This window comes from Parasphingopyxis marina (genome assembly GCF_014237875.1).
In the GTDB taxonomy this organism is placed as follows: Bacteria; Pseudomonadota; Alphaproteobacteria; order Sphingomonadales; family Sphingomonadaceae; genus Parasphingopyxis; species Parasphingopyxis marina.
Genome location: NZ_JACJVJ010000001.1, coordinates 518,065 through 540,182, shown reverse-complemented (window position 1 = coordinate 540,182; position 22,118 = coordinate 518,065). Strand labels below are relative to the sequence as shown.

The 22,118-nt window shown below is 65.6% G+C and carries 23 protein-coding genes; 16 read left to right on the top strand and 7 right to left on the bottom strand.

Annotated features, from left to right (window positions below; all coding sequences use genetic code 11):
• The first annotated feature begins 48 nt into the window (after window positions 1-48).
• Window positions 49-2,835 carry an FG-GAP repeat protein gene (locus H6P80_RS02745; RefSeq protein ID WP_185799805.1) on the top strand — a complete coding sequence of 929 codons (2,787 nt, stop codon included), beginning with the start codon at window positions 49-51 and terminating at the stop codon, window positions 2,833-2,835.
• On the opposite strand, the gene H6P80_RS02740 is transcribed toward H6P80_RS02745, so the two are convergent.
• On the bottom strand, window positions 2,832-4,634 hold the full coding sequence (locus H6P80_RS02740) for an ABC-F family ATP-binding cassette domain-containing protein (protein WP_185799804.1): 1,803 nt from the start codon (window positions 4,632-4,634) through the stop codon (window positions 2,832-2,834). The two genes, H6P80_RS02745 and H6P80_RS02740, sit on opposite strands and share 4 nt — an antisense overlap.
• A gap of 157 nt (window positions 4,635-4,791) precedes the next feature.
• Here H6P80_RS02740 and H6P80_RS02735 point away from each other — a divergent pair, with 157 nt between their 5' ends.
• The 8 genes from H6P80_RS02735 to H6P80_RS02700 all read left to right on the top strand — a co-directional run bounded on the left by H6P80_RS02735 (window position 4,792) and on the right by H6P80_RS02700 (window position 13,079).
• Entirely contained in the window at window positions 4,792-6,990 is a 2,199-nt protein-coding gene (locus H6P80_RS02735; protein WP_185799803.1) for a TonB-dependent hemoglobin/transferrin/lactoferrin family receptor, read from the top strand.
• A gap of 45 nt (window positions 6,991-7,035) precedes the next feature.
• A complete protein-coding gene (locus tag H6P80_RS02730; protein WP_185799802.1) occupies window positions 7,036-8,040 on the top strand; it encodes a DUF6607 family protein in 1,005 nt (334 codons plus the stop codon).
• 196 nt (window positions 8,041-8,236) lie between these two features.
• Entirely contained in the window at window positions 8,237-8,650 is a 414-nt protein-coding gene (locus H6P80_RS02725) for a response regulator transcription factor (protein WP_185799801.1), read from the top strand.
• 100 nt (window positions 8,651-8,750) lie between these two features.
• Window positions 8,751-9,344, top strand: a complete 594-nt coding sequence (locus tag H6P80_RS02720; RefSeq protein WP_185799800.1) for a DUF4199 domain-containing protein — start codon at window positions 8,751-8,753, stop codon at window positions 9,342-9,344.
• A gap of 83 nt (window positions 9,345-9,427) precedes the next feature.
• Window positions 9,428-9,727 carry a hypothetical protein gene (locus tag H6P80_RS02715; protein WP_221892862.1) on the top strand — a complete coding sequence of 100 codons (300 nt, stop codon included), beginning with the start codon at window positions 9,428-9,430 and terminating at the stop codon, window positions 9,725-9,727.
• Window positions 9,728-9,733: 6 nt separating this feature from the next.
• Complete coding sequence (locus H6P80_RS02710) at window positions 9,734-10,411, top strand: response regulator (protein ID WP_185799799.1); 678 nt, start codon at window positions 9,734-9,736, stop codon at window positions 10,409-10,411.
• A gap of 125 nt (window positions 10,412-10,536) precedes the next feature.
• Window positions 10,537-11,883 (top strand): sensor histidine kinase, encoded by a 1,347-nt coding sequence (locus H6P80_RS02705; protein WP_185800951.1) that lies wholly within the window; start codon window positions 10,537-10,539, stop codon window positions 11,881-11,883.
• A 5-nt stretch (window positions 11,884-11,888) separates the two neighbouring features.
• Window positions 11,889-13,079: an FAD-dependent oxidoreductase gene (locus tag H6P80_RS02700; protein WP_185799798.1), complete on the top strand. Its 1,191-nt coding sequence runs from the start codon at window positions 11,889-11,891 to the stop codon at window positions 13,077-13,079.
• Window positions 13,080-13,088: 9 nt separating this feature from the next.
• Here H6P80_RS02700 and H6P80_RS02695 read toward each other — a convergent pair whose 3' ends face one another.
• The gene (locus tag H6P80_RS02695) at window positions 13,089-13,394 is read right to left on the bottom strand and encodes a chorismate mutase (RefSeq protein WP_185799797.1); all 306 of its coding nucleotides are present in this window, start codon (window positions 13,392-13,394) and stop codon (window positions 13,089-13,091) included.
• Between the two features lie 129 nt (window positions 13,395-13,523).
• Between H6P80_RS02695 and H6P80_RS02690 the strand changes: the two genes are divergently transcribed.
• Entirely contained in the window at window positions 13,524-14,300 is a 777-nt protein-coding gene (locus H6P80_RS02690) for a M15 family metallopeptidase (protein WP_221892861.1), read from the top strand.
• A gap of 94 nt (window positions 14,301-14,394) precedes the next feature.
• Window positions 14,395-15,231 carry a nuclear transport factor 2 family protein gene (locus H6P80_RS02685; RefSeq protein ID WP_185799796.1) on the top strand — a complete coding sequence of 279 codons (837 nt, stop codon included), beginning with the start codon at window positions 14,395-14,397 and terminating at the stop codon, window positions 15,229-15,231.
• Here H6P80_RS02685 and H6P80_RS02680 read toward each other — a convergent pair.
• The gene (locus H6P80_RS02680) at window positions 15,228-15,824 is read right to left on the bottom strand and encodes a DUF4126 domain-containing protein (protein WP_185799795.1); all 597 of its coding nucleotides are present in this window, start codon (window positions 15,822-15,824) and stop codon (window positions 15,228-15,230) included. The two genes, H6P80_RS02685 and H6P80_RS02680, sit on opposite strands and share 4 nt — an antisense overlap.
• An 81-nt stretch (window positions 15,825-15,905) precedes the next feature.
• Between H6P80_RS02680 and H6P80_RS02675 the strand changes: the two genes are divergently transcribed.
• The 3 genes from H6P80_RS02675 to H6P80_RS02665 are packed head-to-tail and all read left to right on the top strand — an operon-like array spanning window position 15,906 to window position 17,875.
• Window positions 15,906-16,688: an NUDIX hydrolase gene (locus H6P80_RS02675; RefSeq protein WP_235973696.1), complete on the top strand. Its 783-nt coding sequence runs from the start codon at window positions 15,906-15,908 to the stop codon at window positions 16,686-16,688.
• 39 nt (window positions 16,689-16,727) lie between these two features.
• On the top strand, window positions 16,728-17,327 hold the full coding sequence (locus tag H6P80_RS02670) for a hypothetical protein (RefSeq protein ID WP_185799794.1): 600 nt from the start codon (window positions 16,728-16,730) through the stop codon (window positions 17,325-17,327).
• Entirely contained in the window at window positions 17,327-17,875 is a 549-nt protein-coding gene (locus tag H6P80_RS02665) for a hypothetical protein (protein WP_185799793.1), read from the top strand. The genes H6P80_RS02670 and H6P80_RS02665 overlap by 1 nt, the downstream gene beginning before the upstream one ends.
• A gap of 3 nt (window positions 17,876-17,878) precedes the next feature.
• On the opposite strand, the gene H6P80_RS02660 is transcribed toward H6P80_RS02665, so the two are convergent.
• From H6P80_RS02660 to H6P80_RS02645, 4 genes are all read right to left on the bottom strand, one after another.
• A complete protein-coding gene (locus H6P80_RS02660) occupies window positions 17,879-18,733 on the bottom strand; it encodes a class I mannose-6-phosphate isomerase (RefSeq protein WP_185799792.1) in 855 nt (284 codons plus the stop codon).
• 46 nt (window positions 18,734-18,779) lie between these two features.
• Window positions 18,780-19,232 carry a hypothetical protein gene (locus tag H6P80_RS02655; RefSeq protein ID WP_185799791.1) on the bottom strand — a complete coding sequence of 151 codons (453 nt, stop codon included), beginning with the start codon at window positions 19,230-19,232 and terminating at the stop codon, window positions 18,780-18,782.
• Window positions 19,233-19,315: 83 nt separating this feature from the next.
• The gene (locus tag H6P80_RS02650) at window positions 19,316-19,867 is read right to left on the bottom strand and encodes a hypothetical protein (protein ID WP_185799790.1); all 552 of its coding nucleotides are present in this window, start codon (window positions 19,865-19,867) and stop codon (window positions 19,316-19,318) included.
• 186 nt (window positions 19,868-20,053) lie between these two features.
• Window positions 20,054-20,215, bottom strand: a complete 162-nt coding sequence (locus H6P80_RS02645; RefSeq protein WP_185801033.1) for a hypothetical protein — start codon at window positions 20,213-20,215, stop codon at window positions 20,054-20,056.
• 240 nt (window positions 20,216-20,455) lie between these two features.
• Between H6P80_RS02645 and H6P80_RS02640 the strand changes: the two genes are divergently transcribed.
• Together H6P80_RS02640 and H6P80_RS02635 are read left to right on the top strand one after the other, a co-directional pair.
• Entirely contained in the window at window positions 20,456-21,283 is an 828-nt protein-coding gene (locus H6P80_RS02640) for a glycine/sarcosine N-methyltransferase (RefSeq protein ID WP_185799789.1), read from the top strand.
• On the top strand, window positions 21,276-22,106 hold the full coding sequence (locus H6P80_RS02635; RefSeq protein WP_185799788.1) for a methyltransferase domain-containing protein: 831 nt from the start codon (window positions 21,276-21,278) through the stop codon (window positions 22,104-22,106). Before H6P80_RS02640 ends, H6P80_RS02635 begins: the two co-directional genes overlap by 8 nt.
• Window positions 22,107-22,118 lie beyond the last annotated feature (12 nt).

Below are 22,118 nucleotides of genomic sequence, written 5' to 3'. Positions count from 1 at the left end.
ACCGACTTTCGACGCCGTTAAACAGAGCCGGAAGTCGAAAGGACGATCATGCATTCGTCACGCACCTGGCAGGATTTTGAGAACCACGAAGACTATGGCGTTCGGGAGCTGCGATTGCCGACCGAACAGACGCAGTCGGATTTCCCCGCAATCTTCGATCTGGCGAACCTTAATGGAAGCAACGGTTTTCGCGTGGGCGGCATCGATGCAGGCGATCAAAGCGGCTTTTCGGTGTCCTCTGCCGGCGATATCAATGGCGACGGGTTCGATGACATCATCATCGGTGCAAGGTACGCCGGACCAGACGGACATTTCACAGCCGGCGAGAGCTATATTATCTTCGGGTCCGGGAGCAGCTTTTCTGCCAACTTTGCCTTGACCAGTCTCGACGGCACCAATGGCTTCCGCATCGATGGAATTGATCCCGGCGATCAGAGCGGTTCAGCGGTATCCTCTGCCGGCGATATCAATGGCGATGGGTTCGATGACATCATCATCGGTGCCGACCGAGCTGGTTCCGGGGGAGGCTTTGCCGGCGAGAGTTATGTCATATTCGGATCGGGCAGCGGCTTTTCCGCCAGCATCGACCTTGCCTCGCTTAATGGCTCGAACGGGTTCCGCATCGATGGCATTGACGTCAGCGACCGAAGCGGCGCGTCGGTCTCTTCGGCCGGCGACGTCAATGGCGACGGCTTCGACGACATTATTATCGGCGCTTTCGGCGCCGATCCGAACGGCAATAGTGCTGCAGGAGAGAGCTATGTCCTGTTCGGATCGGGCAGCGCATTTGGCTCCAGCATCGACCTTGGCGATCTCGACGGCACAAACGGCTTTCGTATCGATGGCATTGACGCCTTCGATTTTAGTGGGGGCTCGGTTTCCTCGGCCGGCGATGTGAACGGCGATGGGTTCGATGACATCATCATCGGCGCGATCTTTGCCGCTCCTGGCGGTCGCTCCGATGCCGGGGAAAGCTACGTCGTGTTCGGATCGGGAAGCGGCTTTGCAGCCAGCATCTATCTTGCCGACCTCGACGGCACGAACGGCTTTAGGATCGGTGGAGTTGATAACGGCGATCAGAGTGGTTTTTCGGTCTCTTCGGCTGGCGACGTGAACGGCGACGGATTCGATGACATCATCGTCGGCGCATATCACGCTGACTCGGGCGGCGAGGATTCCGCTGGCGAAAGCTATGTTGTGTTTGGCTCCGGCAACGGCTTTTCTGCCAGTCTTGACCTCGCCACGCTTGACGGCACCAATGGCTTTCGCATCGACGGCATCGATGCCCAAGACAATAGTGGCTTTTCTGTTTCTTCGGCGGGCGACGTGAATGGCGACGGATTCGATGACATCATCATCGGCGCACGAGGCGCAGATCCTGATGGCAACAGTTTTGCTGGCGAGAGCTATGTTGTGTTCGGTTCAGGTGGCGGCTTTACCGCCAGTCTTGACCTTGCCACGCTTGACGGCACCAATGGCTTTCGCATCAACGGCGTTGAAGCCTTTGATGCTAGCGGCACCTCGGTTTCCGCAGCGGGCGATGTGAATGGTGATGGGTTCGATGATATCATAATTGGGGCCCTCGCCGCCGATTCGGGGTACGACGGTGAGGTTGGCGAGAGCTACGTCATCTTCGGCGTTGCGCCACAGTCTGCGGTGACTCGGATCGGCAGCGAAGCGAACCAGGTTATTCGGGGTGGCGCTTTTGACGATATGTTGTCCGGGCTGGGCGGCGACGATGTTCTGATAGGCGAGGCCGGCAACGATACCCTGCTTGGAGATGACGGCGACGACACACTCGAGGGTGGCTCAGGGGAAGATTTGCTCCGCGGTGGCGATGGTGCCGACAGCATCGTCGGCGGCGCCAACAATGATTCGGTGATCGGCGGGTCGGGCGCCGACATCATTTTTGGCAATGGCGGTAACGATACGTTGCGCGGTGGCCGGGACGATGATGTCATCGCCGGTGGGAACGGCAATGACAGGCTATCCGGCGAGGCGGGCAACGATACGCTTGTCGGCGGCGACGGTGACGACACGCTGGGCGGTTCGTCGGGCGACGATTCCATGGTCGGCGGCGAGGGCGACGATACCTATTTTCTTCAGCAGGCTGGCGACGAGATCGTCGAGAATGCCGATGAGGGGTACGACCGGGTCTTCGTGTATCTCGACGGGATCACCGCGCCGGACAATGTCGAGGAGTTGCGGCTGGTCGGCCCGGTGGCGCGTGAAGGGTTTGGCAACGCGCTCGATAACGTCCTCGCAGGCGGCGGCGGATCGGACACGCTACACGGCGGCGACGGGGACGATACGCTCGCCGGCAATGGCGGCGGCGACGAGCTGCACGGCGACAATGGCAAGGACCGGCTGCTCGGTGGCGGCGGCGCGGACACCTTGTTCGGTGGCGCCAATGACGACCGGTTGCAGGGTGAGGGCGACAACGACATCCTCAAGGGCGGCGGCGGTGCCGACACGCTGTTCGGAGGGGCGGGCCGCGATACCTTGACAGGCGGCGGCGGCGCCGACCGCTTCGCTTTCGTCGATGGCGATGTTTCGGGCGTTTTGACCCAGGCGGACCGGATCACCGATTTCAGCCAGGGCGATGGCGACCGCATCCAGTTGAGCGGTATCGATGCGGATACAACCATCGGCGGCACGCAGAATTTCACCTTTATCGGAACGGATGCCTTTTCCGGCGCTGCGGGCGAGCTGCGTTACCAGCAGATCGGCGGCGAAACGCGGATCTTCGGCGATACCGATGGCGATACCGTCGCGGATTTTATCATCCGGCTGGAAAGCACCGTCACCCTCGTCGAAGCGGATTTCTTCCTCTAGCCCGCGCCCAGCGCCTCGGCCATTTCGGCGACTTCCAGCCAGCGTTCCTCATGCGCCTCGCGCGCCGCGCGCGCGGTTTCGATCCGTTTCGTGAGCGCGTGGAAACGATCGGGATCGGCCCGGTAGAGATCGGGATCGGCCAGCGCCTCTTCGGCCTCGGCAATCTCCGCCTCCAGCTTCTCGATCTCTCCGGGCAGCCGATCGAGGTCGCGCTGGTCCTTATAGCTGAGCTTGGCAGGCTTGGAGGGCGAAGGCGGCGGCGGAGCGGCGGCCTTCTTGCCGGGCTTTTTGCTTGGCGTCCGCGCCGGGCGGCGGCGCTTTTCCCAGTCCTCATAGCCGCCGGCGACGATATCGACCGTGCCCGATCCATCCAATCCGAGCGTGATCGTTACCGTCCGGTCGAGAAAATCGCGGTCATGGCTGACGATCAGCACCGTGCCGTCATAATCCGCGATCACTTCCTGCAGCAGATCGAGCGTTTCCATGTCGAGATCGTTGGTCGGCTCGTCGAGCACCAGCAGGTTGGAGAGCTTGGAAAATTCGCGCGCCAGCAATAGCCGCGATTGCTCGCCGCCCGACAAGGTGCCGACCTTGGCATCGGCGAGGCCGGGATCGAACAGGAAATCCTTGAGATAGGCCTCGATACGCTTGCGCTCGCCGCGCAGGTCGATCCAGTCGCCGCCATCGGCGAGTATGTCGCGCAGGCGCTTGTCGGGCTGGAGCAGCGAGCGCTGCTGGTCGATCACCACGCTGTCGAGCGTTTTCGCGCGCCGGATGCGGCCCGAATCCGGCTCGATCTCCCCGGTCAGCAGCTTCAGCAGCGTCGTCTTGCCCGCGCCGTTCGCGCCGACGATGCCGATCCGGTCGCCGCGCTGGATGCGCAGGGTGAAGTCCTTGATGATTACGCGCTGCTCGTCGCCGGTGCCGAAGCTTTTCGAGATATTGTCGGCGAAGATGACGCTTTTGGTCTTCACCTCGTCGCTGGAAATCGCGAGTTTCGCCGTTCCGGTCGGGCCGAGCATCTCGGCGCGCTGCTCGCGCAGCTCCCATAATTTGGTCAGCCGCCCCTGGTTGCGCTTGCGCCGCGCGGTCACCCCGCGATGGAGCCAATGGGTTTCGATCTTGAGCTTGGCGTCCATCCGCTCGGCCGCCTTGGCCTCGTCGGCATAGACTTTCTCGACCCAGGCATCATAGCCGCCAAAGCCGATATCGGCGCGGCGCAGAGTGCCGCGGTCGAGCCACAAGGTCGCCTTGGTCAGCCGCTTCAGGAAGGTCCGGTCATGGCTGATGGCAATGAAGGCGCCGGTATAGCGGCCGAGCCAGTCCTCCAGCCAGTCGATCGCGGCAAGATCGAGATGGTTGGTCGGCTCGTCGAGCAGCAGCACGTCCGGGTTCTGCGCCAGCGCGCGGCTGATCGCGGCGCGGCGGCGCTCGCCGCCCGAGGCGGTGGCGGCAGGTTTGGCAAGATCGATGCCGAGCTGGCCGGCTATCGCTTCCACTTCATGGGCTTCGGGCGCATCCTCGCCATGCAGCGCCCAGTCCTTCAGCGTATCATGGCCCGCCAGGTCCGGGTCCTGTTCCAGCAGCACGACATGGGTGCCCGGCACGATCGTCCGCCGCCCCTCATCGGCTTCGATCTCCTCGGCGATCAGGCGCAGCAGGGTCGTCTTGCCGGTGCCGTTGCGGCCGATCAGCGCCAGCCGGTCGCGCGCGGCGATATGCAGGTCGATACCGCGAAACAGCCAGCGCACGCCCTGGTTAAGGCCGAGATTTTCGAAGGAGAGGACAGGCGCGGACATGACGGCGCCACCTAGGGCGCGGCGCTCCGGACCGCAAGCGGAGACAATTTCCAGCGCCTTTCCACCAATCCCCTGTTGACTCTTTTTGCGAATGATTCTTATTACCATTGCGAATCACTCGCAATATTGATTATAGAGAATCCAGAGGGGGAATTTCGTGAAGCGCAGCCTGTTTCTTTCGTCGGCCATCGCCGCCGCCATCCTGCCGATATCGGCCGCCCATGCGGACGACGCGGCGGCCTCCGCCGCCGACCGGACGATCACGGTGACGGCGACGCGCGTTCCCACGCTGACCAGCGAAGTGCCGGCCACGGTGACGGTGATCGACGCCGAACAGATCGCCGACGAACTCGCCACCGACGTTCACGATCTCGTCCGCTTCGAACCCGGCGTCAGCGTCCGCCGCGCGCCCGCGCGCTTCGGCGCGGCGCTCGGCACCACGGGCCGCGACGGCAATTCGGGCTTCACGGTCCGCGGCATCGGCGGCAACCGCGTGCTGATCCAGGTCGACGGCATTCGCGCGCCGGACGGCTTCACCTTCGGTGCCCAGTCCGCCGGGCGCGGCGATTATGCCGATCTCGGCCTCGTCAAATCGGTCGAGATCCTTCGCGGCCCCGCTTCCGCGCTCTACGGATCGGACGGGCTTTCGGGCGCGGTGAGCTTCGTCACCACCGATCCCGAAGACATGCTCGCGGTCACCGGCAACGATCTCACCGGCATGCTGCGCGGCACGTACGATTCCTCCAGCAACGAATTTTCCGAAACCGCGATCCTGGCCGGGCGTTCCGGGCCATGGTCGGCGCTGGCCGCCTTCACCCGGCGCGACGGCGAAGAGCTCGACAATGAGGGCGATGTCGGCGGCACCGGCCAGACGCGCACCCTGCCCAATCCGCAGGATACGCGCTCCAACAATTTCCTCGGCAAGATCGTCTTCGCGCCGGACGCCAATAACCGCATACGCCTGACCGGCGAATGGCTCGACACATTCATTTATAGCGACGTGCTGAGCGCGCGGGCGACATCCGCCTTTACCGGCGCAACCACCGACAGCCTGACCGCGCGCGACACGATCGAACGCGTCCGCCTGAGCCTCGACTGGCGCTACCAGAATGAAGGCGGCGCGATCGATTACGCGCAGATCGCGCTCTACTGGCAGGATAGCGACAACCGTCAGACCGCCTTCGAGGAACGCACGCCGCAGGACGACCGTTCGCGGATCAACAGCTTCGACAACCGCGTCTGGGGCGCGAGCGCCGAGGCGCGATCGAGCTTCGAGACCGGTGCCTTCTCGCACAGCATCGTCTTCGGCGGCGATATCTCCTTCACCAACCAGACGGGCGTGCGCGACGGCACCGTGCCGCCGACCGGCGAAACCTTCCCGACCGCCGCCTTCCCCGAAACCGATTATATGCAGGGCGGGCTGTATGTCGGCGACCAGATCGAATTCGGGCCGATCACGCTGTTCCCGGCGCTGCGCTTCGATTTCTACGATCTCGATCCCAAGGCCGATCCGCTGCTGCCGACATTCACCGGCGCGGGCCAGAGCAATTCCCGCCTCACCCCGCGTATCGGCGTGATCGGCGAGATCGGCGGCGGCGTGAGCCTGTACGGCAATTACGCGCAGGGCTTCCGCGCGCCCGAGCCGGGTCAGATGAACCAGTTCTTCGAAAATCTGATCTTCGGCTATACCTCGGCGCCCAATCCGGACCTGCGCCCCGAAACCAGCGAGACCTTCGAAGGCGGGATCCGCTTCGACGACGATATCGTCTCGGCATCGCTGACCGCCTTTTTCGGCCGCTATGACGATTTCATCGCCCAGGTCCAGGTCTCGGGCAGCTTTACGCCCGCCGATCCCGGCGTCTTCCAGTTCGTCAATCTCGACGAGGTGGAGATCGAGGGCGTCGAGGGCCGGGTCGGCCTCGATTTCCCGAGCGGGTTCAATTTCGACGCCGCCTTCGCCTATGCGACCGGCGACGTGATCTCGCAGGGCGCGCGCTTCCCGCTTGAAACCGTCGATCCGCTGGAAGTCGTGCTCGGCGCGGGCTGGCGCGATCCCGACGGGCGCTTCGGCGGCCGCGTCATCATGACCAGCGTCGCCCGCGAATCGCTTGAAGACAGCCTCGGCACCGCCTGCGCGCCGCAATGTTTCCGCCCGGGCTCCTTCACCACCTTCGATGCGACGGCCTTCTACCGCTTCAACGAGAACTTCACGGTGCGGGCCGGCCTGTTCAACATCACCGACGAAAAATACGCCTATTGGCGGGACGTGCGAGGGCTGTCGGAAACCGCCGTCGATCTCGACGCCTACACCCAGCCGGGCCGCAATTTCCGCGTTTCGCTGACCGCCCGATTCTAGCGGCCGGATTCCCACCATAACAAACCGAGGAAAGAGGAACTGAAAATGACCACAACCCGTTTGACCCGCCTGCTGCTTGGTGCCGCGCTGATGAGCCTGGCACCGCTCGCCCCGGCCCATGCCGACGGGCCCGTCGCCCAGGGCACGGCCGCCGAGGAGGCCGCGAGCTTCGAGGCCGATCGCGCCGCGATCCTCGCCATGGCCGGCAATTACCGCGTCACCTTCGACATGCGCGAAACCACGAGCTGGCGGAACGATTACACGCCGCTCGAACCCAAAATGTCGGGCGGCTTCGAGAGCGTCCGCGTGATCGAGGACACCGGGCGCCACATCGTGCTGCAGCACCTGCTCGTCGTCGGCACCGAGGAAAGCCCGGTCGTCGTCAAGCATTGGCGGCAGGACTGGACCTATGAGCCGGAAACCTATCTCGCCTATGTCGGCGAAGGCCGGTGGGACGTCGTCCCCGTGCCCGAGCGGATGCGCCACGGCCGCTGGTCGCAGACGGTGTGGCAGGTCGACGATTCCCCGCGCTATGGCGGCTGGGGCGAATGGACGGACGAAGGCGGCGTGCCGCGCTGGCGCTCCAACTGGACCCTGCGGCCGCTGGCCCGGCGCGACGCCGTGCGCGAGCCGGTCTATGACCGCTATCTCTCGATCAACCGCCATTCGCCTTCGCCCGCCGGCTGGATCCACTGGCAGGACAATATCAAGCAGGGCCTGGTCGATGGCGAGGTGGTGCCCTTCGTCCAGGAAACGGTGCTCAACACCTATGCGCATTCCGAGGATTACAACCCCGCGCCGGCCGATGAATATTGGGCCGCGACGCAGGGCTATTGGGCTGCCGTGCGCGCCGCCTGGGACGAGGCGATCGCCGCGGATAACGGCGTCACGCTGACCGAGGAGCCGAGCATGGGCAACACTATCTCGGGCACGCTGTACGGGCTCGCGCTCGAAATCGTCTCGGGCGACCGCGACGAAGCCTCGGCGATCGCCGAAGCGCGCGAAACGATCCGCACCGGAACCGGAGGAGAGGCCAGCGCAAGCGACTAGACCTCCCCTCCACGGATTGCGCCGCCTTCTGGCAAGGGAGGCAGCGTAAAGGCCGGCTCCACACTTTCCCTGCTCTCCCGAGAGCGCGCCCGGGAACGGAGCCTGCCGAAGGGCGCCTCGCGGTTTGTGGTCCCGCGGGGCGCCCCATTGTTCCGGGCGCTGGAAAACAGCGCGCAAATCTGTCAGCCTTGCGCCCATGGTTCGCACGATGCTGATCTATGCACTGGCCCTCGCCCTCGCCGCGAGCGCGCTGCAATGGATCGAATATAAATATCTCACGCGCGCCTTTTCGGGCGAACTCTATATCGTCCTCATTGCCATCGGCTTTGCCGCGCTCGGCATGTGGGCCGGCAACCGGCTGACCCGCAAGACGGCGCCGCCGCCGTTCGCGATCAACGAGGCGGCGCTCGACGCGCTCGGCATTTCGCCGCGCGAATGCGAGGTGCTGAGCCAGCTCTCGGCCGGGCTTTCCAACAAGGAAATCGCCCGCGCGCTCGGCATTTCGCCCAACACGGTGAAAACGCATGTCGCGCGATTGTTCGAAAAGCTCAGCGTAGAGCGCCGGACCCAGGCGATCCGCAAGGCGCGCAGCCTGGCGCTGATACCATAATCTCTATGGACGATCGGGCCCCGATCACCCTTATGGGCGATAGGATCGGCGAACCGCACGCCATAGTTTCGGGGCTCCACTGACACAGGAGATTCGCATCATGGGCAGATATGCATTCCTCTATGGCGGGCTTTCCGGGCTCGTCGTCATCGCCGCCATGCTGCTGGGCATCGTCGCCTCGGACAGCCAGGGCTTCTTCGCCTCCGAATGGTTCGGCTATCTGATCATGCTGATCGCGCTGTCGCTGATCTTTATCGGCATCAAGCGCTACCGCGATATCGAGCGGGGCGGCGTTATCCGCTTCGGACGCGCCTTCGGCCTTGGGCTCGGCATCGCGGCGATCGCGGCGCTGGTTTATGTGCTCGTCTGGGAAAGCTATCTCTACACGACCGATTACGCCTTTATCGACCGCTACATCGCGGCGATCGTCGAATCGGCGCGGGCCGAGGGGCTGACGGGAGCGGCGCTGGCGGCGAAACTCGCCGAGATGGACGCGCTACGGGAAAATTACGGCAACCCGCTTTTCCGGCTGCCGATGACGTTTCTCGAGATTTTCCCGATCGGGCTGATCGTCGCGCTCATTTCGGCGGCGATCCTCAGAAAGCCGGAAATCCTTTCCGCCCGGGCCGTTTCGGGGCAGGCGCAGACCGTTTCGGACCCGGAAAGTGCGGCATCGACGCAACAGCAAGGCTGAACAAAGCCCCGAACGCCCATTCACTCCTTGTTCAATGCCCCGCGGCTATGCCAGCGATCATGTCGATGGTTAGGAACCTTGTCTTGGGAATCGGAGTCGCAGCGGCCACCGCTGCGGCTCTCCCGGTTTACGCCCCGGTCCATGCGCAGCAGCGCAGCGAGCAGGACATGGTGTTCCAGAACCGCCAGCAGGGGCGCGCAATGCCGCTCCGCCAGATCGAACGGCGTGTCGTCACGCAGATGCGCGGCGCCGACTATCTGGGCAACCCTATTTATTTTGAGAGCAGCAACACCTATCGCATGACGTTCATGCGGAACGGACAGGTCATCCGCGTCGATGTGGATGCCGGCTCCGGCCGCATCAGGGACCGAAGCGATAGGTAAAGCCATATGCGCGTTCTGATAGTCGAAGACGAACCGACCCTGGGGCGGCAGCTCCGCGCCACACTCGAAGGCGCGGGCTATGCGGTCGATCTCGCCACCGATGGCGAGGACGGGCATTTCCTCGGATCCACCGAAAGCTACGACGTGATCGTGCTCGATCTCGGCCTGCCGGAGATTGACGGGCTGACCGTGCTGGATCGCTGGCGCAAGGAAGGGATGGTCGTTCCCGTGCTCGTGCTTACCGCGCGCGACAGCTGGTCAGACAAAGTCGCCGGGCTCGACGCCGGGGCCGACGATTATCTCGCCAAGCCGTTCCAGACCGAAGAACTGATCGCCCGGCTGCGCGCGCTGATCCGCCGCGCCTCAGGCAACGCCTCTTCCGAGCTGGTCGCCGGCGATGTCCGGCTCGATACGCGATCGGGCAAAGTCAGCCTGGACGGCGAACCGGTGAAGCTGACGGCGCAGGAATATAAGCTGCTCAGCTATCTGATGCACCACAAGGGCAAGGTGGTCAGCCGCACCGAGCTGATCGAGCATATCTACGACCAGGATTTCGATCGCGACTCGAACACCATCGAGGTGTTCGTGACGCGCATCCGCAAGAAGCTCGGCGCCGACGTCATCACCACGATCCGCGGCCTCGGCTACAGCCTCGAAGACCCGAGCGAACGGCGGGCGGAATAAACCCGCCGTAAAGGACGGGAGCCCCTTTGGACCAACCAGCCGCCCCTCCCAGCGAAGACACCGACAGCGAAGCGCCGGGTACGGCGACGCCGCGCCCGCACAGCCGCGGATCGCTGACCCGGCGCATGATCGGCATCGCGTCGATCTGGATCGCCGTGCTGCTGGTGATCGGCGGCGTCGGGCTGGATCGGGTGCTGACCCAGGCCTTTACGCGCAATTTCGATTCCCGGCTCGAATATGTGCTTTCCGCGATGATCGTCTCGGCCGAGCTCGACCAGAATGACGATATCCGCTTCATCCGCGAACCCGCCGACCAACGCTTCCTCGAACCCTATTCGGGCTTTTACTGGCAGGTATCGGGCGGCGGCCGCGAACCCTTTCGCTCGCGCTCGCTCTGGGACCGGGCGCTGCCCGCCGGCGAAGACCATAATGACAATGAAATCCACGGCTATGACGATGACAGCTTCGCCGAGGAGCCGCTGCGCATCCTGGAGCGCGACGCAATCCTGCCGGGCACCGATATCCCCTATCGCTTCCAGGTCGCCTCCTCGCGCGCCGTGCTCGACGAACAGATCGCCGAACTGCGCCGCACGCTGACGCGCTCCTTCGCGCTGCTCGGCCTCGGCCTGATCGTGCTGGCCGCCCTTCAGGCAACCTTCGGTCTGTGGCCGCTGCGGCGGATGCGCGAGGCGATCGCCGATGTCCGTACCGGGCGCAAATCGCGGGTCGAAGAAACGTTGCCGCGCGAGATCGAACCGCTGGTCGTCGAGCTCAACAATTTGCTCGACCATAATGAACGCCAGGCCGAGGAAGCGCGCCGCCATGCCGGCAATCTCGCCCATGCGCTGAAAACGCCGCTGACCGTGATCCAGAACGAGGCGCAGGCCGGAAGCGAAGACCTGCCCGCCACCGTGCTGCGCGAGACGATAGCGATGCGCCGCCAGGTCGATCATCACCTCGCCCGCGCCCGCGCCGTCGGGCGGCGGGGCGCCGGGCAATCGCGCAGCGCCGTCTGGCCGGCGCTGGAATCGGTCGAGCGCGCGGTCGAACTGCTGCACGAGCAGGTCACCATCGATATTGCCGGGGCCAAGGATGCCGCCGTGCGCGTCGAGCGGCAGGATCTCGACGAGATGCTCGGCAACCTGATCGAGAATGCGGCCAAATATGGCGGCGGCCGCGTGTTCGTGACGGTGGAGAAGCTGGAGCCGGAACCGGCGGCCGAACCCGCGCTCGACCCCGAAACAGGCGCGGTCGCGATCCTGATCGAAGATGACGGCCCGGGCATTCCTTCCGAAGAACGCGCGGCGATCTTCGGCCGCGGCGCGCGGCTCGACACCAACAAGCCGGGCACCGGCCTCGGCCTCGCGATCGTCAAGGATGTCGCCGAGATTTACGGCGGCGCGGTCGCGCTCGAGGAGAGCGAGGACCTGGGCGGATTGCTGGTGCGGCTGACCTTGCCGGCGGCGGTCTGATCGCGATGGGGGGGCACGATATCGCGATCGCCGGATGCGGGCCGGGCGGGCTGACCGCAGCCTTGTTCCTCCACCGGCTCGGCCACAAGGTCACGCTCTACGAGCGGTTCGAGGAACCGCAGCCGGTCGGATCGGGCCTGCTCGTCCAGCCGTCCGGGCTCGCTGTGCTCGGCGAACTCGGGCTCGCCGCGCCGATCCGCGAGCGGGGCGCGCGGATCGATTTCCTGAAAGGCACCTCGGTCCTGTCGGGCAAGCGCGCGCTCGATATGCGCTACAGCGCGCTCAAGGGCGATCAATGCGCGTTCGGCGTCCATCGCAGCCTGCTCTTCGGCACGCTCTACGAGGCGGTTCGCGCCAAAGGCATCGCCATCGAGACCGGGCGGACGGTGGCGGGCGCCGAAGACGGCCGCTTCCGCTTCGCCGACGGCGCGACCTCGCCGCGCTTCGATTGCCTGGTCGATGCGCTGGGCGCGCGCACGCCGCTCACGCCGCCCTGCGGCGGCGACCTCGCCTATGGCGCGCTCTGGGCGACGCTCGACTGGCCCGAAACCGGCAGCTTCCCGGCCGACGCGCTCGACCAGCGCTATCGCCGCGCGCGCGAAATGGCCGGCGTCATGCCGATCGGCGCCAACCCGGCGAGCGGCAGGGCGGGCGCGGCCTTTTTCTGGAGCGTCCGTGCCGACCGGGTCGAGGCGCTGCACGAAGCGGGCACCGACGCGTGGAAGGCCGAGACGATCGCGCTCTGGCCGGAAACCGAAAGGCTGGTCGAACAGATCGCCGACACGCGCGACATGGTCTTCGCGCATTATGCCCATCGCACCGTGCGCCGCCCCGTGGAGGGCCGCCTCGTCCATATCGGCGACGCCTGGCATTCGACGAGCCCGCAGCTGGGGCAGGGCGCGAACATGGCGCTGCTCGATGCCGCCGGGCTCGGCGGCGCGTTCGAGCGCCACGCCGATATCGCCGATGCGCTCGCCCATTATGCCTGGCTGCGCGCCAGCCATATCCGGCTTTACCAGGCGATGAGCCGCTTCTTCACCCCGCTCTACCAGTCGGACGACAGCTTCCGCCCGTTCATACGCGACCAGCTCGTCCATTATTTCGCCGGGCTCTGGCCCGCCCGCAACCTCGTCGCGGCAATCGTCTCCGGCAATCTCGGCTGGCCGCTCCGGCCGATGGGAATGGGGAGCGCCTAGGGAACGCCGTTAAAAAGGCGAAGGGGTTTCGAAATCGTCGTCGCGGATGGCGCGGTGATGGGAGACGACCTCGTCGATAATCAGGCGTAGGAAGCGTTCGAGGAAATCGGGGTCGAGGCCCGCTTCGGAAGCCAGCGCGCGGAGCCGCTCGACCTGCCGGCGTTCGCGATCGGCATCGACCGCGGTGACCCTGTTCGCGGCCTTCCATTTGCCGACCTCGCGCGTGACCTTGAACCGTTCGGCCAGCAGCGAGACGATCGCCGTATCGATATTGTCGATGCTGCTTCGCCATCGGTCCAGCTCGTTGTCGGTCATGATGCGCCTCCTCCTCGCCCGCCTTGTCGCGAGATGCGCGCCGCGATGCAAGACGCGAAAAGCGCCCTTGCAATGTTGGATATGCTCTAAGACAGATATTTACCTATTTGGTTATATCTGGAGAAGGCGATGCTTGACGACCGAACCGTGCAACGCGCGCTGGCGGCGAAGGGCGCCTATAAGGGCGCAATCGACGGCGCCTATGGAGAGGCGACGGCCAGAGCGGCGCGTTGCGCCCTGATCGGCGATCATCACGACATCGCAGCCTGGATCGATCCGCGCTGCCGGATCGCCATCGAACAGGCGATCATGGCCGCGGCGGGAATCGAGAGCGGGCCGGTAGACGGACTGGCCGGCCCCCAGACCCGGATCGCCTGGGAACGCTGGCAGGACCGGCTGCGCGGCCTGACGCCCCGGGCCGCCGAAATCGCCCACCAGCCGGATGTCTTTCCCCGCCAGAAGGACGTGCCCGGTTTCTACGGGGAACCCGGCACGCACCAGGCGATGCTCGACCTGCCCTTCCCGATGCGGCTCGCCTGGGACAAGGGCACGGTCATCCGCCGCTTTGCGATCCACGAAAAGGCGCGGGAAAGCGCCGCGCGCGCCTTTGCCGGCATCCGTGCTCATTATGGCGAGGACGCTATCCGCCGCCTCGGGCTCGACCTGTTCGCCGGCTGCCTCAACATTCGGGCGATGCGCGGCGGCAAGGCGCTCTCGATGCACAGCTGGGGCATCGCCATCGATTTCGATCCCGAACATAACCCCCTGCGCTGGGGGCGGGACAAGGCACGGATGGCCGGGCCGGACTATGCGCCCTTTCTCGATATCTGGGAGAGCGAAGGCTGGATCAGCCTGGGCCGCGAACGCAATTATGACTGGATGCACGTCCAGGCCGCGCGGCTCTGATCGCGGGCCGCCGGTCGAGAAAATCGGCGCGCCCGCCGAAGCCGGGTTGCGGGACAGCACCCGGCGAGAAAGGCAGGGCGGCGAGGGGATAGCCATGCACCGTTCCATCCTGTTCTTCGCCGCGCTGCTGATTGCGGCTCCGGCCGCCGCCGCGCCGGTCGAGGAGGTGATCGCTGCCGAGCGCGCCTTTGCTGCGGACAGCCAGTCCGAATCGCTGAAGACGACTTTCACGCGTTTCGCCGCCGAAGACGGCATCGCGCTCCGGCCATTCGCCATTCTCGGCGCGCATGAATTTATCGCCAGCTGGCCCGATGCAGACAGCGCAGGCAGCCTGCAATGGGAACCGGCCTTTGCCGGGGCCGCGCTGTCGGGCGATCTTGGTTTCACGACCGGCCCTTATGAGACGGCGGATGGCGGACACGGCACCTATCTGACCGTCTGGCAGCGCCAGGCCGATGGCGAATGGCGCTGGCTGATCGACCATGGCGCGCCGGGCAGCCGCACGCCTGCCGCATTCGACGCGCCCGAGGTCGCGCTTCTCGGACCGTCGGCGAATCCCGCGAACACTGAGGCGGATGGTATGCTCGAACTGATGGCCGCCGACACGCATGTCGATTCGAGCCTCGCCCACGGCTGGGCGGCGATAGCGGAGATGCTTTCCGATGATGCGCGCGTCATGGGGATGGAAGCCGACACGGCGATCGGCCGCACGGCGGCCGCCGGCGCGCTGGCGGCGCGGCCCGAGCCGGTTGCCGCCCACTATGAGGGCGGCGGGGTTTCGGCGGCAGGCGATCTGGGCTGGACCTATGGCTATGCCGATTGGCGCGAGGGCGAGGAAACGCGCCGCGCCGCCTATCTGCGGATCTGGCAGCGCCAAGGCGATGGCTGGCGGATCGTTGTCGACAATTTCGCGCCCTTCCCGCCGCGCTAGCCCGGCGGCACCTCTCGCCGGAACAGGCGCTTGAGGAACCGCCCGGCGATCCACAGCACCGCCAGGCTGAAGACCAGCACGACGACGAACACGATCACCGCCAGCACGGGGCTGGCGAGCGCGGCGAAGGTCAGCCCCGCCGTCGCGACATCCTCCCCGGTCGACACCACGACATTGCTGAAGGGTTCCGGACTGGTGTTGACCGCCGCGCGGGTGCTCGCCTTGGCGGCATGGCCGACCAGCGCGCCGCCGCCGCCCAGCAGCAGCGCGACGACCTGCCAGGCGGGATCGTTGGCATCGACGATGGCGAGTGCGAGCAGCGCCCCGCCCACCGGCCGCACCAGGGTGTGGACCGCGTCCCACACGCTGTCGAGCAGCGCGATCTTGTCGGCCAGAAATTCGAGCAGCAGCGCCACGGCGGCGACCCCGATCACCCAGGGATTGGCGAGGATATCGAGGCTTTCGAGATGCCGGGGCAGCGCCACCCAGCCCGCCCGCATCGCAAGGCCGGTCGCGAACACGCACAGATAGAGCCGCCATCCGGCGAGCAGGCTGACCGATCCGGCCAGCGCGACAAGTTCGACCGCGCCCACCGGGAGACGCTGACACGGCGCGCATCGCGCGGCAAGGGCGCGCGCCCTTGCCCGATGCGCCAGCGCGTATAGACAGGGACGATGGAAGAGCTTCCCGAAAACCATCCCGGCATTCCGGCGGCAACGCTGATCCTGATGCGCGACCGGCCGACGGCGGCGCCCGAACTGCTGCTCGTTCAGCGCGCGCGGAAGATGGCATTCGCAGGCGGCGCGATGGTGTTTCCCGGCGGGCGGATCGATCCCGGCGATCATGCGCTGGCCGAAAATCACGCGGTGGTGCGCGGTGCGCCGGGCGATGCGCTGGAAAGCGCGGCGCGGGTCGCCGCGATCCGCGAGACGCTGGAGGAGACCGGCGTCGCCGTGGCCTTCGATCCGCTGCCCGATCCCGTCGCCGTCGAACAATTGCGCGAGGCCCTGCACGAGGAAGCCGATTTCGGCGCGATGCTGGCGACCGGCGGCTGGCGGCTCGATCTGTCGTACCTGACGCCCTGGTCCCGCTGGAAGCCCAATTTCCGGCAGGAGCGTAGCTTCGACACCTGGTTCTTCGTCGCCCGCGCGCCGGAACTCGCCGACGATACCGCCGATGGCAGCGAAAGCGTGGCCAGCCGCTGGGCCGCCGCCCAGCATGTGATCGACGATGCCGCGAACGGCAAATGCTCGGTGATCTTCCCCACCCTGCGCAACCTGGAACGGCTGGCGCTATGGGAGAGTTTCGAAGCGGCCCGCAGCCATGCCGAGGCTTTCGCGGTGGACATGATCACGCCCTGGATCGAGGAACGCGACGGCGACAAATATCTCTGCATCCCGGACGATGCCGGCTATCCGGTGACCGCCGAAAAGCTGACCCGGGCGACACGCGGCTGATACAGCCGCGATTAAGCCGAACTTGAGGATAGCGTAGCAATGACCCGTTTCCTGCCCCTGTTTCTGCTGCTGCTCGCAGCCCCCGCGGCCGCCCAGGACGCTGAAGAGGCGACCCCGCGCGGCACCTATCTCGTCTATGCCGACCCCGCCGGATCGGCCTTCGTTTCGATCGAGGAAACGCTTGTCGATTCCGGCGTCTGGCCGCTCAGCTTCTTCTATTTCCAGGACGGCGCCCTGCAGGGCACCGCGCGGATGCGCGCCACCGCCGATTGTGCGGCCGGCGTCGTCAGCGGCACCTTGACCGCAGCGACCGGCCCCGGCGAGGAAGCGCTCCCTTATCTCGAAAACGGAACGGCGCCGTCCTTCGGCTTCGACCGGGCGGCGGGCGGCGGCGACGAGGCGATCGTCGCGTTCGTCTGCGGCACGCGCCAGTCCCGGCTCGAACAGGCCCAGGTGGCGATCGCCGGCACCCCGCGCCAGGCGGCCGGGGCCTATGCCGCGCTGCGCGCGCTCGGCATCGACGACGGGCTGGCACGCAGCCTCGCGATCCGCGACCTGCGCACGGCCGAACCGCTGATCGCCTCGGCCGTGCCGCAGGCGCTGCAGGCCCAGGTTCGCATGGCGCTGCTCGGCCTTTGATGCGGATCGCCGCCTTTTGCGCGCTGGCGCTGCTGGCCGCCGGGCCCGGCGCCGCCCATGTCGAAACGCGCAGCTTCCTCGTCACCGGCGATGAAGAGGCGGTGCTGATCGTCACCCTGCCCTGGGTCGCGACGGTCGATTGGGAAAACAGGGCGACCCTGTGGACGGCCGAAGGGCCGGTCGCGCTGACCTATGAAGGCGAGTGCGATCTCGGTTTCGACTGGCGCAGGATGGAGCGCGAACCGGGCGATGCGCTGCTGCCGCCCTGGCTGCGCCACACGGCCGGCTGGTACGAACAGCATGGCCATGTCGGCGATTTCCTGTGCGGCAATGCCCGGCCGGCGATGATTTCCCGGCGGATGCATCCCCGGCGCGTCGCCGAACGCTTCCGTGCGCTGGTCGCGGCCGGCCTACGCCCCGAGCCGGCCCGGGGAATCGCGATCGCCTCCGACGGCGCTCCACTGGTCGATGCACTGACCGAAGCCGATGTTTCGGGCGCGCTCGACGAGGCCCGTGAACGGGCGCGCGCGATTATCGTTCAGGAATGATTTTCAGGGGCCCGGCGGGACGATAGACGCGGCCAGCGGGCGGGCGCCCGGATAGGCAATCACCAGATCTCCGGCGAAATCCAGCGCCGTTTCGCCGTCCGCCAGCCAGACCGTACCGGGCGCGAGCGGCGCGCCATCGATGCTTCCCTCGCCCGAAAGCGGGACGATCCAGACCGGACGGCCGGGATCGGGCGCCAGCGTGCCGCTCGCCCCCTCGGCAAAGCGTTCGAGGACGAGCGCGCGCCCGGCCGCCAGGATTTCCCGCCCCTCGTCGACCATGCCCGGCGCCGCCAGGGGCTGCCAGGGCGCCGCATCGGCCACCGCGACCGCCTCTTCGAGATGGAGTTCGCGCGGCCGGCCATAATCGAAAAGCCGATAGGTGATGTCGCTGTTCTGCTGCACCTCGAGCAGCGTCACGCCTGCGCCGATCGCATGGATCGTGCCGGCGGGCAGGTAGAAGAAATCGCCGGCCGCCACATCCTTCCAGTCGAGCAGCGCCTCGACCGAACCGTCGAGCGCCGCCGCGCGCAGCCGTTCCGGCGCGGTCGCGGCGACAAGGCCGATGCCGATCCGCGCGCCGGGTTCGGCATCGAGCACCAGCCAGCACTCCTCCTTGCCGCGGGCATGGCCGCGCGCCTGCGCCGCCGCATCGCCCGGATGGACCTGCACCGAGAGCTTTTCGCTGGTGAAGAGATATTTGACGAGAAGATCGGCCTCCGGCCCGCTCGTCCCGGGCGCCTCGAACCAGATCTCGCCGACCGGCTGGCCGCCGGGCGCCGGATCGTCGAAGCCGAGACCCGGCACGCGCCGGCCCCAGGGCTTTACGACAGCGCGGGTCGCCAGTTGCTGCGCGGACATGCCGGTTTCCTTTGACTTGGGTGCGAACCGGCCGCCCGCTTGGGGGTTATCCGCCGATTTCGCCTTCTTCGATCACCGTCAGGCGGCCGCCGCTATGCCGGAAGACATTATATTCGTGGACATTGTTGAGACGGTTGTCGCTATTGGCGAGCGCGGCCGAGCGCGTGGGACCAAAACCGAAACCGATCAGGTTGCGGACTGCGCCGTTCACCTCGATCCCCCCACCGACAACGACATAATGGCCGCTGCCCGAATGGGCTTCGCAGATCACTCGCCCGGGATCGCCATAGCGTTCCGCAAAGCCGGTTTCGGCTTCCCGGCGGAGTACCGCCGCATCGACATCAATGGCATCGGACACCGCCACCGTATAGCCTTCGAAGCTGGTGACGCCGTTGCGATCCTGGCTATGGCCGAGACAGGCGGCAACCGATCCGGCCGAAGCGGGCGCCGCGGCGGCGAAAACGAGCGCGGCCGCGCCGAATTTCACGAAAGCGTTCATTGCGTTTCTCCCGAGCGTTGCAGGCGGGAGCATAGCGAAAAAGCGGCAAAGCGAAAAGCGCCATCGCGCGCGGCCGGGGCGCCCTAGTTGGGAAGCGCGCCTTCGGGCACTTTTTCCACCCAGTCCGGGTAGAAACAGGGCGCGCGGTTGGACCAGCCCGGCGCGGTCGCGGCGGCTTCGCTGATCGACTGGAGCAGTTCGCGCCGGCGTTCGGGATGGATATGGGGCAGCGCGGCGGCGGCGCAAAAGGCGCCGGGCAGCCAGGGCCGCACATAGGGGCCGAGCAACCGTTCGTAGAGGAAGCGATAGGCGGCGAAACTCGGCAGCCTGTCCTGCCCCAGATCGAAAGCCGAAATGGTGATGAGCGGTGCGAAAAAGGGTTCGACGGCGTCGAGCCCGCTATCGTCCGGCACATTTTCGCGGATTTCCTCGAGCCGGCGGTACACCGCCTTTTGCGCGCGGATACTGGCGGCCTCGACGACGTCGCGCGACCAGCGGCGGACGGCGTCGCGGCGATCGAGACCGACATCGAGAGAGCGGCGGACATAGCGCTGGGTCGCGGCTTCGAAAGAGCCAAATTCCTTCATTTCGGCAAGCGCCAGCGAGCCGTCCTTGGGAGAATTTGCCTTGGCCATCGAACCCTCCGGTTCGCTGTTGATCCGAGGGCCGATTATGGCACGCAACAGGTTGACGGTGCGTTAACCATCGAGGCCCGCCACCATTAGAATCGACAATGCTGCACTGCATCAAGGCCAAATCGCAATATCATGTGGATTGCGGCCCACATGTTGCACGAAAGCGATAATCAGGGGCCGAAGCAGCTAGTCCTTCGCGTCTTTCGGTTCGGGCCGCGGCTGTTCATGGCCGGGCTGGGTATTGGCGGGCGGATCGGACGCCGGAAAACTTTCATCGAGTCCCTCGTCGAGTTCCTCGTCTTCGCGGTCCTTGCCCGCACCGCCGGCTGGAATGGTATCGGTCATCATGTTTCTCCTCCTTGGTCTCAACCCTCCGGACCGTCGCTTCGTTCCCTTCGCGCCGGCGCTTTCGCGGCGACCGGCAAAAAAGAGTTATAAGGGTGGTTGTCATAGCCCCGTCGATCTTTAGGATGGGCGCACTCTTGGCGATGGCCGTGCCCGATATGTTCGGCGCCGCGGCCTTGTAGCGCGCGTTTCGGTTGCGCTTTTGCGCCGTAAATAACAGACTCAACCCGAACGGGGGACAATATGGCCGATTCCGAGCGCACGATCTTTGCGCCCGACGACCAGCAGGACTATGGCGACAATCCGACCGAGGTCCGCGAAACCGATAAATATGTCGAGGAATATGTCCGCGGCTTTGTCGAAAAATGGGACGAGCTCATCGACTGGGAGCAGCGCGCGAAGAGCGAAGGCCGCTTCTTCATCGATGTGCTGAAGGCGCGCGGCAAGCAGACCATACTCGATGTTTCGACCGGCACCGGCTTCCACTCGATCCAGCTGCTGAAAGCCGGCTTCGACGTGACATCGGCCGATGGCTCCGCGGAAATGCTGGGCAAGGCATTCGAGAATGGCCGCGATCACAATGTCGTCATCAAGACCGTCCACGCCGACTGGCGCTGGCTCAACCGGGACGTGCACGGCAAGTTCGACGCGATCATCTGCCTGGGCAACAGCTTCACCCATCTGTTCGACGAGAATGACCGCCGCCGCGCGCTCGCCGAATTCTATGCCGCGCTGAAACATGACGGGATCCTGATCCTGGACCAGCGCAATTACGACAAGATCCTCGACGACGGATTCAGCTCGAAGCACAAATATTATTATTGCGGCGACAAGGTGACCGCCGAGCCCGTCCATATCGACGAAGGGCTGGCGCGGTTCGAATATACCTTCCCGGACGGTTCCAAGCACAATCTCAACATGTTTCCGCTGCGCAAGGATTATGTCCGCGGATTGCTGCGCGATGTCGGTTTCCAGCAATTCCACAGCTATGGCGATTTCCAGGAAGAGGGCGAGGAAAAGGACCCCGATTTCTTCATCCATGTCGCGGAGAAGAGCTATGCCGGTGACTGAGGCGATCAGCGCGGGCGTTGCCACCGCACGCGACTATTATGACAGCGAGGAAGCCGACAATTTCTACGCCACCATCTGGGGCGGCGAGGATATCCATGTCGGAATCTACGAGGAAAGCCGCGATATCCGCGAGGCGAGCCGGGCAACCGTCGATCGCATGGCGAAGCATCTCGGCAGCATCGAGGGCAAGCATGTGCTGGATCTCGGCGCCGGTTTCGGCGGCGCGGCGCGTGTGCTGGCGCGCGAATATGGCGCCCGCGTCACCTGCCTCAACCTTTCGCGGGTCGAGAATGAACGCAACCGGCAGCTGACCCGCGAGGCGGGGCTGGGAGACCGGATCGCGATCATCGACGGATCGTTCGACGCGATGCCGTTCGACGAGATCCAGTTCGATATCGCCTGGAGCCAGGACGCGATCCTGCACGCGCCGGACCGGCGCGCCGTGCTCGACGAGATTGCCCGCGTGCTCGCCCCGGGCGGCGAACTGATCTTCACCGATCCGATGCAGGCCGACCGGCTGGACGATCCCTCGGCGCTGCGCCCGATCTACGACCGCATCCATCTGCCCGATCTCGCCAGTGTCGGCTTTTACCGGGACGAACTTCTCGATCGCGGCCTCAGCGAGGTCGATGTCGAGATACTGACCCACGAGCTTCGCAACCATTATGCGCGCGTCGCCGAAGAGCTGGACGCCCGCCGCAGCGAACTCGCCGCGAACGATGCCTTTGTCGACCGGATGCTGGAGGGGCTTTCCCACTGGGTCGAGGGCGCGGACAAGGGGCTGCTCGCCTGGGGCATCCTGCATTTCCGAAAAGGGCAATAGCCCGGAAGGACA

Excerpts from the sequence above, each read along its gene's own strand:
- H6P80_RS02745 (WP_185799805.1), top strand. The coding sequence starts at position 49 with ATGCATTCGTCACGCACCTGGCAGGATTTTGAGAACCACGAAGACTAT.
- H6P80_RS02740 (WP_185799804.1), bottom strand. The coding sequence starts at position 4,634 with ATGTCCGCGCCTGTCCTCTCCTTCGAAAATCTCGGCCTTAACCAGGGC.
- H6P80_RS02730 (WP_185799802.1), top strand. The coding sequence starts at position 7,036 with ATGACCACAACCCGTTTGACCCGCCTGCTGCTTGGTGCCGCGCTGATG.
- H6P80_RS02725 (WP_185799801.1), top strand. The coding sequence starts at position 8,237 with ATGGTTCGCACGATGCTGATCTATGCACTGGCCCTCGCCCTCGCCGCG.
- H6P80_RS02720 (WP_185799800.1), top strand. The coding sequence starts at position 8,751 with ATGGGCAGATATGCATTCCTCTATGGCGGGCTTTCCGGGCTCGTCGTC.
- H6P80_RS02710 (WP_185799799.1), top strand. The coding sequence starts at position 9,734 with ATGCGCGTTCTGATAGTCGAAGACGAACCGACCCTGGGGCGGCAGCTC.
- H6P80_RS02705 (WP_185800951.1), top strand. The coding sequence starts at position 10,537 with ATGATCGGCATCGCGTCGATCTGGATCGCCGTGCTGCTGGTGATCGGC.
- H6P80_RS02700 (WP_185799798.1), top strand. The coding sequence starts at position 11,889 with ATGGGGGGGCACGATATCGCGATCGCCGGATGCGGGCCGGGCGGGCTG.
- H6P80_RS02695 (WP_185799797.1), bottom strand. The coding sequence starts at position 13,394 with ATGACCGACAACGAGCTGGACCGATGGCGAAGCAGCATCGACAATATC.
- H6P80_RS02690 (WP_221892861.1), top strand. The coding sequence starts at position 13,524 with ATGCTTGACGACCGAACCGTGCAACGCGCGCTGGCGGCGAAGGGCGCC.
- H6P80_RS02685 (WP_185799796.1), top strand. The coding sequence starts at position 14,395 with ATGCACCGTTCCATCCTGTTCTTCGCCGCGCTGCTGATTGCGGCTCCG.
- H6P80_RS02675 (WP_235973696.1), top strand. The coding sequence starts at position 15,906 with ATGGAAGAGCTTCCCGAAAACCATCCCGGCATTCCGGCGGCAACGCTG.
- H6P80_RS02670 (WP_185799794.1), top strand. The coding sequence starts at position 16,728 with ATGACCCGTTTCCTGCCCCTGTTTCTGCTGCTGCTCGCAGCCCCCGCG.
- H6P80_RS02665 (WP_185799793.1), top strand. The coding sequence starts at position 17,327 with ATGCGGATCGCCGCCTTTTGCGCGCTGGCGCTGCTGGCCGCCGGGCCC.
- H6P80_RS02660 (WP_185799792.1), bottom strand. The coding sequence starts at position 18,733 with ATGTCCGCGCAGCAACTGGCGACCCGCGCTGTCGTAAAGCCCTGGGGC.
- H6P80_RS02655 (WP_185799791.1), bottom strand. The coding sequence starts at position 19,232 with ATGAACGCTTTCGTGAAATTCGGCGCGGCCGCGCTCGTTTTCGCCGCC.
- H6P80_RS02650 (WP_185799790.1), bottom strand. The coding sequence starts at position 19,867 with ATGGCCAAGGCAAATTCTCCCAAGGACGGCTCGCTGGCGCTTGCCGAA.
- H6P80_RS02645 (WP_185801033.1), bottom strand. The coding sequence starts at position 20,215 with ATGATGACCGATACCATTCCAGCCGGCGGTGCGGGCAAGGACCGCGAA.
- H6P80_RS02640 (WP_185799789.1), top strand. The coding sequence starts at position 20,456 with ATGGCCGATTCCGAGCGCACGATCTTTGCGCCCGACGACCAGCAGGAC.